This window comes from Streptomyces sp. NBC_01775 (assembly GCF_035917675.1).
GTDB lineage: Bacteria > Actinomycetota > Actinomycetes > Streptomycetales > Streptomycetaceae > Streptomyces.
The window spans coordinates 4,446,942-4,461,228 of sequence record NZ_CP109104.1 but is presented as its reverse complement, the minus strand read 5'-3'; the positions used below and the strand labels follow the sequence as shown (position 1 = coordinate 4,461,228).

The window sequence follows — 14,287 nt, the reverse complement described above, 5'->3', positions numbered from 1 at the left end:
AGGACGGTATTGGAGAGCGGGTGACAGGAATCGCACACTGCGCCTCCCTCTTGGAAAGAGGGCGCTCTACTACTGAGCTACACCCGCGCGCTTCGTGAGGTTTCCCGGGGGGCTCCCTCGCGGCGTGATGTGAACTCTAGCCGATCAACCGGGGTGCATGGCAAGTCGGGAGGTGCGGGGCCCGGGCCGGGAGGTGCGCGGCTCGGTGTCACCCGAAGGTGGCGCTCAGCGCGAGGCGTTGAACGCTTCGTAGACCTTCTTGGGAATGCGGCCCCGGGCCGGTACCTCGAAGCCGTTGGACTCCGCCCAGGCCCGCACCGCGCGGGGGTCGGGTGCTACGGACGTACGGTGGTAGGTCTTGCCCGACTTCGCCCGCTTGCGTCCGGCTTCGACGAAGGGGGCGAGTTCGGTACGGAGACGCTTGGCGTTGTCGGTGGTCAGGTCGATCTCGTAGGACCTGCCGTCAAGGCCGAAGGTGACCGTTTCCGCCGCTTCTCCGCCGTCGATGTCATCGGAGAGTGTGACCACTACGCGCTGTGCCACGGATATCGGTCCTTCCTTCAGGAATGTTAAAGGGATCACCCGGCATTACCGCGTCCTGCGCGGCTCCGCTGACAAGTCCGGCCGGGGCCGCCGGAGGCGACAAGCCGGTATACGGGCGAGTCCGGATAGGGGACGGGGTCCTTATTCTGCTGTGCTTCGGATCGCGGCAGGCGCACAGAGATTGTGGGCCGACGGAATTCAGATCGGCTTCCGGCCGCAATCGGGACCATACTTTTTTCCGGGCCGTTTTCCCAGTGCTACGCGAAGTCCCAACAGGATCGTCACCTATATCAACGCGCGTAGAATCTCATGGCGGGTACGCTGGCCAGCGCAGCGCCCCCGCTAAGCACTAGGAGTACCCCGTGGCTCGCGTCGTGGTCGACGTCATGCTGAAGCCGGAGATCCTCGACCCCCAAGGACAGGCGGTGCACCGCGCACTGCCCCGTCTGGGCTTCGAGGGAATCTCCGATGTCCGCCAGGGCAAGCGCTTCGAGCTGGAAGTGGAGGGCCCCGTCGACCGGGCCGCCCTCGCCCGTATCCGTGAACTGGCGGAGACGTTTCTCGCCAACACCGTGATCGAGGACTTCACCGTCCGGGTCACGGACGCCGAAGGTGTCGAGCGCCTGGTCGAAGCGGACGCCGACTCCGAAGGAGCCGTGGCGTGACCACCCGTATCGGCGTCGTCACATTTCCCGGCTCCCTCGACGACCGTGACGCACGGCGCGCCGTCGGCATCGCCGGCGGTGAAGCGGTCGCGCTGTGGCACCGCGACAAGGATCTGCACCAAGTGGACGCCGTCGTTCTGCCCGGCGGATTCTCCTATGGCGACTATCTGCGCTGCGGTGCAATTGCCCGCTTCTCGCCCGTCATGCAGACGATCATCGAACAGGCGAAGGCCGGAATGCCGGTGCTCGGCATCTGCAATGGCTTCCAGGTCCTGTGTGAATCCCATCTGCTGCCGGGCGCGCTGACGCGTAACGATCACCTGCACTTCCTGTGCCGCGACCAGCGGCTGACCGTCGAGAACGCGGACACCGCGTGGACGCTCGACTACGCGCGCGGCCAGGAGATCACCGTCCCCCTCAAGAACGGCGAGGGCGGTTACGTCGCCGACGAGCACACTCTCGACGCGCTGGAGGCCGAGGGCCGCGTCGTCGCCCGCTACCAGGGCGGCAATCCCAACGGCTCGCGCCGCGACATCGCCGGCATCACCAACGAGGCCGGGAACGTGGTCGGTCTCATGCCCCACCCCGAGCACGCCGTCGAGGCCCTGACCGGGCCGACGACCGACGGGCTCGGTTTCTTCACCTCGGCCTTGAAGAAGCTGGTCACCTCATGACTTCCCAGAGCCTGGACACCGTCGAGCACGCGGAGCAGACTCCCGAAACCGACCTCCCCTGGGCCGAACTGGGCCTGAAGGAGGACGAGTACGCCCGCGTGCGCGAGATCCTCGGCCGTCGCCCCACCGGTGCCGAGCTGGCGATGTACTCCGTCATGTGGTCCGAGCACTGCTCGTACAAGAGCAGCAAGGTCCACCTCAAGCAGTTCGGCGAGAAGGCACCCACCGAGGGCCCCGGCGCCGAGGCCATGCTGGTGGGCATCGGCGAGCAGGCGGGCGTCGTGGACGTCGGCCAGGGCTACGCCGTCACCTTCAAGGTCGAGTCGCACAACCACCCCTCTTACGTGGAGCCCTACCAGGGCGCGGCCACCGGTATCGGCGGCATCGTGCGCGACATCATCGCCATGGGCGCCCGCCCCGTCGCCGTGATGGACCCGCTGCGCTTCGGCGCCGCCGACCACCCCGACACCAAGCGGGTGCTGCCCGGAGTCGTGGCGGGCATCGGCGGCTACGGCAACTGTCTGGGCCTGCCCAACATCGGCGGCGAGGTCGTCTTCGACGACTGCTACCAGGGCAACCCGCTGGTCAACGCGCTGTGCGTGGGCGTTATGAAGCACGAGGACATCCACCTCGCGAAGGCCGCGGGCACCGGCAACAAGGTCGTCCTCTACGGAGCCAGGACCGGCGGTGACGGCATCGGCGGCGCCTCGATCCTGGCGTCGGAGACCTTCGACGACGCGAAGCCGAGCAAGCGTCCCGCCGTCCAGGTCGGCGATCCCTTCCAGGAGAAGCTGCTCATCGAGTGCACCCTGGAGGCGTTCCACGCCGACCTCGTCGTCGGCATCCAGGACCTGGGCGCCGCCGGGCTGTCCTGTGCCACCAGCGAGCTGGCCTCCAACGGCTCGGGCGGCATGCAGGTCGAGCTGGACACCGTGCCGCTGCGCGACTCCTCGCTCTCCGCGGAGGAGATCCTGATGAGCGAGTCCCAGGAGCGCATGTGTGCCGTGGTCGAGCCGGGCAAGGTCGACCGCTTCCTGGAGATCTGCGAGAAGTGGGAGGTCACGGCCACCGTCATCGGTGAGGTCACCGACGGCGAGCGGCTGGAGATCTTCTGGCACGGCGAGAAGATCGTGGACGTCGACCCGCGCACCGTCGCCCACGAGGGCCCCGTCTACGAGCGCCCCTACGCGCGGCCCGAGTGGCAGGACGCGCTCCAGGCCGACGACCCGGCCAAGCTCCCCCGTCCCACGGACGGCAAGGAACTGCGCGCCGCCACCCTCGCACTGCTCTCCTCGCCCAACCAGGCGGCCAAGTCCTGGATCACCGACCAGTACGACCGCTACGTGCTCGGCGACACCGTCCTCGCCCAGCCCGAGGACAGCGGCATGATCCGCATCGACACCGAGACCGGCCTCGGCGTCGCCGTCTCCACCGACGGCAACGGCCGCTACGCCAAGCTCGACCCGTACGAGGGAGCGCGGCTGGCGCTCGCGGAGTCGTACCGCAACGTCGCCGCGACCGGTGCGCGCCCCCTGGCCGTCACCGACTGCCTCAACTTCGGCTCGCCCGAGGACCCGGCGGCCATGTGGCAGTTCGCCGAGGCGTGCCGCGGGCTCGCCGACGCCTGCAAGGAGCTGGGCACGCCCGTCACCGGCGGCAACGTCTCGCTCTACAACCAGACCGGCGAGGCGGCCATCAACCCCACGCCCGTCGTCGGCGTCCTCGGTGTCATCGACGACGTGGCCCGGCGCACCCCCATGGCCTTCGCCGAGGAGGGGCAGTTCATCTACCTCCTGGGCGACACCGAGGAGGAGCTGGGCGGCTCGGCCTGGTCGCAGATCGCCCACGGCCACCTGGGCGGCCGTCCGCCCAAGGTGGACCTGGACCGCGAGCGGCTGCTGGCCGAGATCCTCATCTCCGCTTCCCGCGACGGCATGGCCGACGCCGCGCACGACCTGTCGGACGGCGGCCTGGTGCAGGCGCTCGCCGAGTCCTGCCTCAAGGGCGGCAAGGGCGCGCGGATCGTGGTGCCCGACGGGACCGACCCGTTCGTCTTCCTCTTCTCCGAGTCGCAGGGCCGCGCGCTGGTGGCGATCCCGCGCAGCGAGGAGGTCCGCTTCACCGACATGTGCGCGGCCCGCGGCATGCCCGCGGCCCGCATCGGCGTCGTGGACGGCGCGGAGCTGGATGTCCAGGGCCAGTTCAGCATCCCGCTGACCGAGCTGCGCCGCGAGCACGAGACGACGATTCCCAGCCTGTTCGGCTGACGCCGACGGGAGCGACTCACCCGGCGTGCGCGACTCACCCGGCGTGCGCGACCGCACCGCTCGTACGGGCCACCGGCTCCGGGCGGCCGGACCTCCAGGTCACAGGCCGTCCGGCGCCGCGCCGCCGCCCTGAGCGCTCCGCGGGAAGCCCGGGGTGTCACCTGCGACTTTGTCGTGGCTGGTCGGGCCCACGCGGCGGAGCCGCATATTTGACACAGTCCCGCCCCTTCGGCGCTGCCGAACCGCACCGGACTTCGCGGGACCCGCTCACCCCTGCGCGGTGGGGCGGACGACGAGGTCGCCCACGTCGACCCCATCCGGCTGTTCGACGGCGAAGGCGATGGCGCGGGCCACCGCGTCCGGTGAGAGCCCGGTGTCGGCCATCATCTTGGTGACCTCGGCCTTCATCGCGGGCTGCATGCGCTCCGCGAAGTCCGTGCGGACGGCGCCGGGGGAGACGACGGTCACGCGCAGGCTGTCGCCGGCCTCCTGGCGCAGGCCCTCGGAGAGGGTGCGGACGGCGTTCTTCGTGGCCGCGTACACCGACTGGGACGGGACGATGCGCAACCCGGAGGTGGAGACGGTGTTGACGAAGTGCCCGGAGCCCTGTTCCCGGAAGACGGGGAGGGCGGCGGCGATCCCGTACAGCACGCCCTTGAGATTGACGTCGATCATCTCGTCCCAGTCCTCGACGCGCAGCTCGTCCAGGGGGGAGATGAGGCCGACCCCGGCGTTGCTGACGAGGACATCGAGCCTGCCGTACCGGCTGCGGGCCAGCTCGACCAGCCTGGCCAGGTCCGCGCGCCGCGTCACGTCCGTGGAGGCCCAGGCGGCGGCACCGCCCGCCTGTTCGATGCGGGTGGCCAGAGCGTCCAGACGCTCCGAGCGCCGCGCCCCGAGCACGACCTTCGCGCCACGCTCGGCGAGCAGGAGCGCGGTCGCCTCGCCGATACCGCTGCCGGCGCCCGTGATCGCCACGACCTTGCCTTCGATTCCCGACATGAGCAGTCCTTTCGGGGGAGGGCCCCAGGGGTGGCCGGATGAGGCCGCCGCGGAGGCCGCATGAGGCCTGAGAGGAATGAGGGCAGGGCAAGCCGTGCCCTACAGTGGAAGTGGAGGCCCCGCCACTTCTTGCCCCCACGTTAAGTGGAGGTGCCGCCACTTAGCAACCGGTGACGAGGAGAGCCGCTGATGGTCCGGGAAGCAGGTCGTCCGCTGCGGGCTGACGCGCAGCGCAACCGGGACAAGATCCTGGCCGCGGCGGTGCGCGTGTTCACCGAGGAAGGGCTGGAGGCGCACTTCGAGCGCATCGCCAAAGAGGCGGGTGTGGGCACCGGCACCCTCTACCGCAACTTCCCGACCCGGGAAGCCCTGGTCGAGGCGGCCTACCGCAACGAGGTGGCCCAGCTGTGCGACGCCGCCCCCGCCCTCCTGGAGACGCTGCCGCCCGAGGAGGCCTTCCGGGCGTGGACGCGCCACTTCATCGACTACGCCACCGCCAAACTCGGCATGGCCGAAGCGCTGCGGGCCCTCGTCGCCTCGGGGAGCAACCCGCACGCCGAGAGCCACGAGCTGATCCAGGCCGCCCTCTCCACCCTCCTGGACGCCGGCATCGCCGCCGGTACGCTCCGGCCCGACATCCGCCCGACCGACATGTTCGCCGCCCTCGCCGGTATCGCCCTCACCTCGGGCAGGCCCGAACAGCGGGACCAGGCCGAACGCCTTCTCGATCTCACCTTGGACGGGCTGAGGCTCAACCGGGCGACCAGCGGCTAATCTCACGCCTATGCCGCCCGCGAACCGCACCCCCGCAGGAAGAGACCGGAAACCTCGCACATACGACCCGGCACGGGTACGCGCAGCGCTCATCAACCAGGTCGAGGCCGTCGCCGACGCCGCGCACCAGCTCACGCCCGAGCAGCGCACGCTGCCCTCCGGGCTCCCCGGCTGGGACGTGCACCATCTGCTGGTGCACATCGCGCTCCAGATCGACGCCGTGCCCCGCTACCTGGCAGGGCCGGGGTCCCCCGCCGCGGCGCCCGAGGTCTCCCTCTCCCGCTGGGCCGTCTCCACCGCGACGCGGGCCGACGCCCTGGACGAGGACACCCGCGGCGAGGCGGCCCGCTCCGCCGACGGCGCGGCGCGCATCGACGAGGCCGTCGCCGACCTGGAGCCCGTCATCGAGTCCGCCGTAAGCGAGGACCTGCTGATCCCGCACGGCTTCGGCGCGATGCGCATGCTCGACTTCACCGTGACGCGACTGGTCGAGCTGGTCGTCCACAGCGACGACCTCGCCCGCGCGGCGGGCATCCGGGTGGCCCTGGACCGCCAGGCACTGGCCGCGACGGTCCGGCTGCTGGCCGACGCCCTCGCCGCGAAGGCGCCGGGCGGCTCCGTCGAGGTGCGGATCCCGCCGTTCGCTGTCGTACAGGCGATCGAAGGCCCACGGCACACCCGCGGCACCCCGCCGAACGTCGTGGAGGCGGACCCGCTCACCTGGCTGCGCCTCGCCACAGGCCGCCTGACCTGGAGCGAAGCGCTCGCCTCCGGCCACCTGTCGGCCAGCGGCGAACGCTCCGACCTGTCGGCCGTACTGCCCGTACTGGGCTGAAGGTCACAGGTCCCCGGTTCGGCGCAGCGGGGTGTCTGTCCTAGACTCGATGACGTGCCACGTGGTGACGGACGACTCAGCCACGACCTCCTCCCCGGCGAGAAGGGCCCCCAGGACGCTTGCGGCGTCTTCGGCGTCTGGGCTCCGGGTGAAGAGGTCGCGAAGCTCACATATTTCGGCCTGTACGCACTGCAGCACCGCGGTCAGGAGTCCGCGGGCATTGCGGTCAGCAACGGCTCCCAGATTCTCGTCTTCAAGGACATGGGCCTGGTCTCCCAGGTCTTCGACGAAACCTCACTCGGTTCCCTGCGCGGCCACATCGCCGTGGGTCACGCGCGCTACTCGACCACCGGCGCCTCGGTCTGGGAGAACGCCCAGCCCACCTTCCGCGCCACCGCCCACGGCTCCATCGCCCTGGGTCACAACGGCAACCTGGTCAACACCGTCGAGCTGGCGGAGCTGGTCGCCCAGCTGGCCGCCACCGGCAACGGGCGGGCGACCCAGGTAGCGGCCACCAACGACACCGACCTGGTCACCGCGCTGCTCGCGGGCCAGACCGACGAGGACGGCACCCCGCTCACCGTCGAAGAGGCGGCCCCGCGGGTGCTGCCACAGGTCAAGGGCGCCTTCTCCATGGTCTTCATGGACGAGAACACGCTCTACGCGGCCCGCGACGCCCAGGGCGTCCGGCCGCTGGTCCTCGGCCGCCTGGAGCGCGGCTGGGTCGTGGCCAGCGAGACCTCGGCCCTGGACATCGTCGGCGCGAGCTTCATCCGGGAGATCGAGCCGGGTGAGCTGGTCGCCATCGACGAGAACGGACTGCGCTCCCAGCGCTTCGCCGAAGCAAAGCCGAAGGGCTGTGTCTTCGAGTACGTCTACCTCGCGCGCCCCGACACCGACATCGCGGGACGCAATGTCTACCTCTCCCGGGTGGAGATGGGCCGCAAGCTCGCGGCCGAGGCCCCGGCCGAGGCCGACCTGGTCATAGCGACCCCGGAGTCGGGCACGCCCGCCGCGATCGGCTACGCCGAGGCGAGCGGTATCCCCTACGGCTCGGGCCTGGTCAAGAACAGCTACGTCGGCCGGACCTTCATCCAGCCCTCACAGACCATCCGCCAGCTCGGCATCCGCCTCAAGCTCAACCCGCTCAAGGAAGTCATCCGCGGCAAGCGGCTGGTCGTCGTCGACGACTCGATCGTGCGCGGCAACACGCAGCGCGCGCTCGTCCGGATGCTTCGCGAGGCCGGAGCTGCCGAGGTCCATGTCCGGATCAGCTCGCCACCGATCAAGTGGCCGTGCTTCTTCGGCATCGACTTCGCCACGCGCGCCGAACTGATCGCCAACGGGCTCTCCGTCGAGGAGATCGGCAAGTCGCTCGGCGCGGACTCGCTGTCCTACATCTCCATCGACGGCATGATCGAGTCCACGACGATCCCCAAGCGGGAGCTGTGCCGGGCGTGCTTCGACGGGGAGTACCCGATGGAGCTTCCCGACCCCGAGCTGCTGGGCAAGCACCTGCTGGAGGTCGAGACGGGCACCGACGTCGACGGCGTCAACACCCTCGCCGCCGGCGTAGGCGCCGCGGACGCCCTGAAGCGGCCCTAACGATGCCGCCCCTGCCCCGCCCCTTCCCATTTCTTATGGGGGGGCGTCGGCCCTCAACCCCCGCTCCTCAATCGCCGGAGGGGCTGACTTCAGCCTGTCCGGCGATTGAGGACGAGCGCGCCGGCGCGATTGCTTGAACAGGGGTTCGGGCAGGCCGCACAAGCCGACCACCTCAGCCACACACGAGAGACGTACCGATGACGAAGAGCGCCGAAAACGCTGGCGCAGCCAGCTACGCCGCCGCAGGCGTGGACATCGAGGCCGGCGACCGCGCCGTGGGCCTCATGAAGGAGTGGGTCAAGAAGACCCAGCGCTCCGAATCGATCGGAGCGCTGGGCGGCTTCGCAGGCCTGTTCGACGTGACGCGGCTCAAGGACTACGCCCGCCCGCTCCTCGCCTCGGCCACCGACGGCGTAGGCACCAAGGTCGCGGTCGCCCAGCGGATGGACGTGCACGACACCATCGGCCACGACCTGGTCGCGATGGTCGTGGACGACCTGGTGGTGTGCGGCGCCGAGCCGCTGTTCATGACGGACTACATCTGTGTCGGCAAGGTCGTCCCCGAGCGCGTCGCGCAGATCGTGAAGGGCATCGCCGAGGGCTGCGTCCTGGCGGGCTGCTCCCTGATCGGCGGCGAAACGGCCGAGCATCCGGGCCTGCTGGGCCCGGACGACTACGACGTGGCGGGCGCCGGAACGGGCGTGGTCGAGGCCGACGCCGTGCTGGGCGCGGATCGTATCCGTTCGGGGGACGCCGTCATCGCGATGGCTTCCTCCGGCCTTCACTCGAACGGGTACTCGCTCGTGCGGCACGTGGTCTTCGACCGGGCCGGCTGGGCCCTGGAGCGCGAGATCCCCGAGTTCGGCCGCACCCTGGGCGAGGAGCTGCTGGAGCCCACCAGGATCTACTCCCTGGACTGCCTGGAGCTGACCCGCAGGACCGAGGTGCACGCCTTTTCGCACATCACCGGCGGCGGCCTGGCGGGCAACCTGGCCCGGGTGGTCCCCGAGGGCCTGCACGCCACCGTGGACCGGGCAACGTGGACGCCGGGTGCGGTCTTCGACGTCGTCGGCCGCGTGGGCGAGGTGGCCCGCGAGGAGCTGGAGAAGACGCTGAACATGGGCGTCGGCATGGTCGCCGTCGTCCCGCCCGAGTCGGTGAGTGTGACACTCGCCACCCTCGCGGACCGGGGCGTGGATGCCTGGGTCGCCGGTGAGATCACCGAGCGCGGCGGGCATGGCGAAGCCGTCACCCTCACGGGGGACCATGCACGCTGAGCCCGTTCACCCGGGGGCCGCGGGCCCCCGGGACCCGGACATCTCGGGGCGAGGCCCCGAGCGTGGCGGGCCCAGGCATGTCAGAACCCGGTCCGGCGGCGGCCGGACCGGGTCACTGTGGCTGAACGTCAGGCGCCGCGGCGTTTCGACTGCGGAGCCGACGATCCGGACGAACCATCGTCGTCCTCGTCGTCGTTGTAAAGATCCGCGTACTGTGCGTACGGGTCGTCCTGCTCATCGTCCTCGACGGGCTCGCCAGTGTTCGGCGGCTCGTTCGATGTCGATGCGCCCAGCTCCTCGGCCAGGCGCGATAGGTCTGTCCCACCGCTGTTGTACTTCAGCTGGCGGGCGACCTTCGTCTGCTTGGCCTTGGCCCGGCCGCGCCCCATGGCTCGACCCCCTCAACGACGGGGCTCGACGGCCCCAGAGTCTTGACACGCGTTCATGATTCATATCGGCCTCTCGTGGGAGAGACCGGCACTCAGGGCTTCAACGGTACCTGCTTCCGCGGCCGTACGGTACGTCGCCCGCACGACACGGCCGCAGTCCGACGCGCCCGATGACCTTCCACATGCTGGTCGGTTGCGATTTTACCTTCCTGTGGCGGATCGGCTCGCCGTGGGGTCGTGAGACGCCTCTCACCTGCCCATGCGCTGCTCCGCGAGCCGGTCGGCCGCCACCGCCGGAGGCACTCCGTCCGCCTCCGCGCGGTCGAAGATCTCCACGGTGGTGTCGAAGATCTTGGCGGCCTTTGCCTTAGCGCGTGCGAAGTCGAACCCGTGCAGCTCGTCCGCGACCTGGATCACGCCGCCCGAGTTCACGACGTAGTCGGGCGCGTAGAGGATCCCGCGTTCGGCGAGGTCCTTCTCGACTCCCGGGTGCGCGAGCTGGTTGTTCGCGGCACCGCAGACGGCCTGGGCGGTGAGGACGGACGTCGTCTCGGCGTCCAGCGCGCCGCCGAGGGCGCAGGGCGCGTACACGTCCAGGCCCTCGGTCCTGATCAGCTCCTCGGTCCCGGCGACGACGCCGACCTCGGGGTGCGCGGCGAGCACGCGCCGTACGGACTCCTCGCGCACGTCGGTGATCACGACGCGCGCTCCGTCCTCCAGCAGGTGTTCGACCAGGTGGTGGCCGACCTTGCCGACGCCGGCGACGCCCACCGTACGGCCGTGCAGGGTCGGGGCGCCCCACAGGCGCTGGGCGCTGGCGCGCATCCCCTGGAAGACGCCGAAGGCGGTGAGGACCGAGGAGTCGCCGGCGCCGCCGCCGGCGGGGGAGCGGCCGGTGGTCCAGCGGCACTCCTGGGCGACGACGTCCATGTCCTGAACGTAGGTACCGACGTCACAGGCGGTGACGTATCGGCCGCCGAGGGAAGCGACGAAGCGGCCGTAGGCACGCAGCAGGGCTTCGGTCTTGATCTGCTCGGGATCGCCGATGATCACGGCCTTGCCGCCGCCGTGTTCGAGCCCGGCCAGCGCGTTCTTGTAGGACATGCCCCGGGCGAGATTGAGCGCGTCGAGGACCGCGGCCTGCTCGGGGTCCGCCGCGCCCGCGTACGCGTGGAAGCGCGTGCCGCCGAGGGCGGGGCCCAGGGCCGTGGAGTGCAGGGCGATGACGGCCTTGAGGCCGCTGGCCCGGTCCTGGCAGAGCACGACCTGCTCGTGCCCGCCCTGCTCCGAGTGGAAGAGGGTGCTGACCAGCGGATCGCCAAGGCCGCCCGCGGTGGCGGGAGCGCTTGCGGTGGGTGATGCCTCGATCACGGTAGTGACTCCTGGGCTCGCGTCGTAGCCCTCGGCGAGGCCGCGCCGCTCGTGGCAGGGGAGGGCCCCGGGAGGACCGGTCGAGAGCAGGGTACGACCTGGCCGTTGCTGGCACGTTGCGGTCCCACGATCGGGGTAGTCAACTGTCTTTCAGGCTTGTCCGGACCGGTTCTTGGAGGAAGCGCGTGGCTGAGAAAGCGTCGGTCATTGTCCCGTACGCGGCATATCTACGGGTCTATGAGCCGTTGGCTGCCTTTCCCGAGCCGGAACGTGCCCACTGGATCGGGTACGCCAAGCAGGAGCGTTTTCCCAGTGCCCAGGACGAAGTGCGTCGCGCGCTGGCCGACTTGCTGCCCGTGCCGCCCGTCGTGGTGCCGGAGCGGGAGAGCGCCGAGGCGTTCGTGACGGAAGTGGACGGGGTGACCTGCGTGTGCCCCTGGCGGACCCGGCTGCGCAGCTGGCAGGCGCTCTCCGCGCTCACCCAGGCCTCGGGCGACCGGGCGCCGGACTTGCCCCAGGTGGTGCTGGACGCGGCGCTCCCGCCCGTCGTGCGCCGTCAGGCCGCGGCCGACTACGAGCGGTGGCGGGAGCACAACCCGGACGCCCGGCCCTGGATCCGTACGGCGCTGTGGCATGTGCCCGTCCGCTGGTTCGTTCTCTTCGTCGATGAAGAGAGGGAGTTTGCGAAGCCGGAATCGGGTGAGGAGAGCGGACAGCAGTTCGTTCTCCGCTATCGCACGCCAATGGCCCAGGCGAGGCGCCGTCTCGCCAGAGGGCTGAAGGTGCTTCGCGAGGAGCTGGAGGAGGGGCCGCTCGTCGAAGGGCTGGTAGATGTGGGCCGCTGGCTGGAGGAGTTCCATCCGCGTTCCCTCGTCGAACTGGACTACGGCGGGCTGGCTCATGCGATCCCCGAGGAGCAGCTCGCGGGGGACCACTCCGCCGCCGATGTGGCGGAGGGTCTGGCCGCGCTCCGGGTGGGTGACGGTGAGCGGGCCGGCGAGGCGTACGGGCGGTTGACGGACCGCTGGCGGGCGATCCGGGAACTCCAGTTCGCGAGCTGAGTCCGGGATCGGAACGTCCTGGGACCTACGTCCCGAACCGGGTTTTTGCCTCAAGCGTGATGGATTGCACTTAAAGGGGTCTTGCTCTCAGACCTACCCCTCGTGTCAAAATAGGACAAGGAGTCCGCACGGGGCTCCTTCCGTCCAACTATGGGCGGATAGATCGGTATTGCCCTCCTTGATGGGTCTGATGGCTACTGCTCCCGTTGTGACTGATCGTCACGGCGGCGTGACTGTCCGCTATGGGACGGTCCATCGGCTTCCGTCGAGGTTGAACACCTGAGAGGGCAATTCCATCGGTTTGGCCGACGTGGCTGGACAGATGGTGTAGTTGTAGTGCCGAGGACAAGCCGTTCGTCCTATAACCGACTCGGCTCGCGTCCGCCATATCGGGCAACGCGGGTCAAGGTGCAGAATTTAGAGGAAAGAACCGTGATGGTTCGGTTCTCCCGAGGAGGCCGCTCATGACCGCTCGCACCCCTGATGCCGAGCCGCTGTTGACCCCGGCTGAGGTTGCCACGATGTTCCGTGTGGACCCCAAGACGGTCACGCGCTGGGCAAAGGCGGGCAAGCTCACGTCCATCCGCACGCTCGGAGGACACCGCCGCTACCGCGAGGCGGAGGTTCGCGCCCTGCTGGCAGGTATCCCCCAGCAGCGCAGCGAGGCTTGATCAGGCGAAACAACACCATATAGGGGCGTTTTCGGGGCCCCCTCCCCGCAAGTACGCCCATTGAGCACCATTCGACAGTCGCTGCCCCAACAGTGCTTGTCTTGTGATCGCGCTGGACTCCGCCGGGTCCGGCGCGATCTTTTTGTGCCGCGCTCTTCTGTGCCCCGAGGGACGGGTGGGGTCGGCGGGGTCGGTTGGCGGCTGCTGATCGAGCTTGATCGGCTTCGTACGAACCTGCTGGCATGACCGTCGGCAGGGGTGGAAACCCTGCATGGGGAGTCGCCCCGCGGGCTCTTCCGAGGGGGCGGGGCAGCTAGTGCAATTGCACATATTAAATTGACGGTGTGTGAGGGGGCCTCAAGTTCCCCATCGGTACGCCGGAGTTGAGTGACACCCGTCACACGTGGAATATCTTGTGGTCGCCAACGAACCTACGGTAATGGGCCAACAGGCCCTGGACGTCGGTCACTTGCCGGGGTAGCCCTGCGGTGCGGGCTCCCCGGTCGCCAGGTTTTGGTTCTCCATCGCCAGACGCAGCAGGCGATGACAGATGGGGCAGTGCCGGGTCATGTGGTGGTAGCGCGTCGCCGCTGCCAGGTGGGCGCGCAGAAGCGCCCTCGTTTCGTGCCGCCTCGGAGCGTAAGGAGCTGTCGCCATCCGCCGCACCTCCTTCAGTAGGGGTACCCCGGTACCGAGGGGTCGTCAACCGTCCTGACCGGCCAGGGGTCTGAGGGGGCGTGAGAGGGGCCTGCGACTGTGTGGGTGGCTGGGGGCCCGGCTGTTCTGCGGTGCTGGCGGGGTTTGCCGGTTCGGTGGACGGCTTTGCCGCTGCCGGGCGTGGCCTCATGGGCGGCCTGGGTGGGCGTGTGAAAAGGGGCCCGCAGTTGTGTGGCCGCGGGCCGCGCTCTTCCGCGGTCCTGACGGGATCTGCTGGCTTGTTCGGCGGCTCCGCCGCGGGCGCGGCCTCCTGGGTGGGCGCGCGAAAGAGGCCCGCAGCCGTGTGGCTGCGGGCCTCTTTTCTCTGCGGTCCTGACGGGATTTGAACCCGCGGCCTCCACCTTGACAGGGTGGCGAGCACTCCAAGCTGCTCCACAGGACCTCGCGAAACGAGACTCTACAGCAGGTCACGGGTGCGGAGCGAACTCACCCTGGG

14 protein-coding genes and 2 tRNA genes are annotated in these 14,287 nt (G+C 69.6%); 9 read left to right on the top strand and 7 right to left on the bottom strand.

Annotation, left to right across the window (positions count from 1 at the left end):
* Window positions 1–15: 15 nt before the first annotated feature.
* Window positions 16–87 (bottom strand) — tRNA-Gly (locus OHB04_RS19875).
* A gap of 138 nt (window positions 88–225) precedes the next feature.
* Window positions 226–543 carry a histone-like nucleoid-structuring protein Lsr2 gene (locus OHB04_RS19870; RefSeq protein WP_326689044.1) on the bottom strand — a complete coding sequence of 106 codons (318 nt, stop codon included), beginning with the start codon at window positions 541–543 and terminating at the stop codon, window positions 226–228.
* A 362-nt stretch (window positions 544–905) separates the two neighbouring features.
* Here OHB04_RS19870 and purS point away from each other — a divergent pair, with 362 nt between their 5' ends.
* Genes purS through purL form a run of 3 tightly spaced genes read left to right on the top strand, consistent with a single transcriptional unit; the run spans window position 906 to window position 4,149 of the window.
* Window positions 906–1,208, top strand: coding sequence for a phosphoribosylformylglycinamidine synthase subunit PurS (purS, locus tag OHB04_RS19865; RefSeq protein WP_326807942.1), 303 nt, complete (start codon window positions 906–908; stop codon window positions 1,206–1,208).
* On the top strand, window positions 1,205–1,882 hold the full coding sequence (gene purQ, locus OHB04_RS19860; protein ID WP_326689042.1) for a phosphoribosylformylglycinamidine synthase subunit PurQ: 678 nt from the start codon (window positions 1,205–1,207) through the stop codon (window positions 1,880–1,882). Before purS ends, purQ begins: the two co-directional genes overlap by 4 nt.
* Entirely contained in the window at window positions 1,879–4,149 is a 2,271-nt protein-coding gene (gene purL / locus OHB04_RS19855) for a phosphoribosylformylglycinamidine synthase subunit PurL (protein WP_326689041.1), read from the top strand. The genes purQ and purL overlap by 4 nt, the downstream gene beginning before the upstream one ends.
* A gap of 267 nt (window positions 4,150–4,416) precedes the next feature.
* Here the strand turns inward: purL and OHB04_RS19850 are convergent, their stop codons facing one another.
* Window positions 4,417–5,151 (bottom strand): SDR family oxidoreductase, encoded by a 735-nt coding sequence (locus OHB04_RS19850; protein WP_326689040.1) that lies wholly within the window; start codon window positions 5,149–5,151, stop codon window positions 4,417–4,419.
* 189 nt (window positions 5,152–5,340) lie between these two features.
* Between OHB04_RS19850 and OHB04_RS19845 the strand changes: the two genes are divergently transcribed.
* From OHB04_RS19845 to purM, 4 genes are all read left to right on the top strand, one after another.
* Complete coding sequence (locus tag OHB04_RS19845; protein ID WP_326689039.1) at window positions 5,341–5,925, top strand: TetR/AcrR family transcriptional regulator; 585 nt, start codon at window positions 5,341–5,343, stop codon at window positions 5,923–5,925.
* 10 nt (window positions 5,926–5,935) lie between these two features.
* On the top strand, window positions 5,936–6,760 hold the full coding sequence (locus tag OHB04_RS19840; RefSeq protein WP_326807941.1) for a maleylpyruvate isomerase family mycothiol-dependent enzyme: 825 nt from the start codon (window positions 5,936–5,938) through the stop codon (window positions 6,758–6,760).
* Window positions 6,761–6,814: 54 nt separating this feature from the next.
* Window positions 6,815–8,365, top strand: a complete 1,551-nt coding sequence (purF, locus tag OHB04_RS19835) for an amidophosphoribosyltransferase (RefSeq protein WP_326689037.1) — start codon at window positions 6,815–6,817, stop codon at window positions 8,363–8,365.
* A gap of 197 nt (window positions 8,366–8,562) precedes the next feature.
* Window positions 8,563–9,642 carry a phosphoribosylformylglycinamidine cyclo-ligase gene (gene purM / locus OHB04_RS19830; RefSeq protein WP_326689036.1) on the top strand — a complete coding sequence of 360 codons (1,080 nt, stop codon included), beginning with the start codon at window positions 8,563–8,565 and terminating at the stop codon, window positions 9,640–9,642.
* A 128-nt stretch (window positions 9,643–9,770) separates the two neighbouring features.
* On the opposite strand, the gene OHB04_RS19825 is transcribed toward purM, so the two are convergent.
* Both OHB04_RS19825 and OHB04_RS19820 read right to left on the bottom strand, forming a co-directional pair.
* Window positions 9,771–10,031: a DUF3073 domain-containing protein gene (locus OHB04_RS19825; protein ID WP_326689035.1), complete on the bottom strand. Its 261-nt coding sequence runs from the start codon at window positions 10,029–10,031 to the stop codon at window positions 9,771–9,773.
* A gap of 249 nt (window positions 10,032–10,280) precedes the next feature.
* Window positions 10,281–11,399, bottom strand: a complete 1,119-nt coding sequence (locus tag OHB04_RS19820; protein WP_326692813.1) for a Leu/Phe/Val dehydrogenase — start codon at window positions 11,397–11,399, stop codon at window positions 10,281–10,283.
* A gap of 188 nt (window positions 11,400–11,587) precedes the next feature.
* Between OHB04_RS19820 and OHB04_RS19815 the strand changes: the two genes are divergently transcribed.
* Both OHB04_RS19815 and bldC read left to right on the top strand, forming a co-directional pair.
* Window positions 11,588–12,463, top strand: a complete 876-nt coding sequence (locus OHB04_RS19815; RefSeq protein ID WP_326689034.1) for a hypothetical protein — start codon at window positions 11,588–11,590, stop codon at window positions 12,461–12,463.
* Between the two features lie 464 nt (window positions 12,464–12,927).
* On the top strand, window positions 12,928–13,134 hold the full coding sequence (bldC, locus tag OHB04_RS19810; RefSeq protein ID WP_003949541.1) for a developmental transcriptional regulator BldC: 207 nt from the start codon (window positions 12,928–12,930) through the stop codon (window positions 13,132–13,134).
* A gap of 465 nt (window positions 13,135–13,599) precedes the next feature.
* Here the strand turns inward: bldC and OHB04_RS19805 are convergent, their stop codons facing one another.
* Window positions 13,600–13,791: a DUF6274 family protein gene (locus OHB04_RS19805; RefSeq protein ID WP_326807940.1), complete on the bottom strand. Its 192-nt coding sequence runs from the start codon at window positions 13,789–13,791 to the stop codon at window positions 13,600–13,602.
* A 367-nt stretch (window positions 13,792–14,158) separates the two neighbouring features.
* Window positions 14,159–14,233, bottom strand: a tRNA-Asp gene (locus OHB04_RS19800).
* Window positions 14,234–14,287: the final 54 nt, after the last annotated feature.

Coding starts and splice junctions, on each gene's coding strand:
- purL (WP_326689041.1), top strand. CDS start 1,879: ATGACTTCCCAGAGCCTGGACACCGTCGAGCACGCGGAGCAGACTCCC.
- OHB04_RS19850 (WP_326689040.1), bottom strand. CDS start 5,151: ATGTCGGGAATCGAAGGCAAGGTCGTGGCGATCACGGGCGCCGGCAGC.
- OHB04_RS19845 (WP_326689039.1), top strand. CDS start 5,341: ATGGTCCGGGAAGCAGGTCGTCCGCTGCGGGCTGACGCGCAGCGCAAC.
- OHB04_RS19840 (WP_326807941.1), top strand. CDS start 5,936: ATGCCGCCCGCGAACCGCACCCCCGCAGGAAGAGACCGGAAACCTCGC.
- purM (WP_326689036.1), top strand. CDS start 8,563: ATGACGAAGAGCGCCGAAAACGCTGGCGCAGCCAGCTACGCCGCCGCA.
- OHB04_RS19825 (WP_326689035.1), bottom strand. CDS start 10,031: ATGGGGCGCGGCCGGGCCAAGGCCAAGCAGACGAAGGTCGCCCGCCAG.
- bldC (WP_003949541.1), top strand. CDS start 12,928: ATGACCGCTCGCACCCCTGATGCCGAGCCGCTGTTGACCCCGGCTGAG.
- OHB04_RS19805 (WP_326807940.1), bottom strand. CDS start 13,791: ATGGCGACAGCTCCTTACGCTCCGAGGCGGCACGAAACGAGGGCGCTT.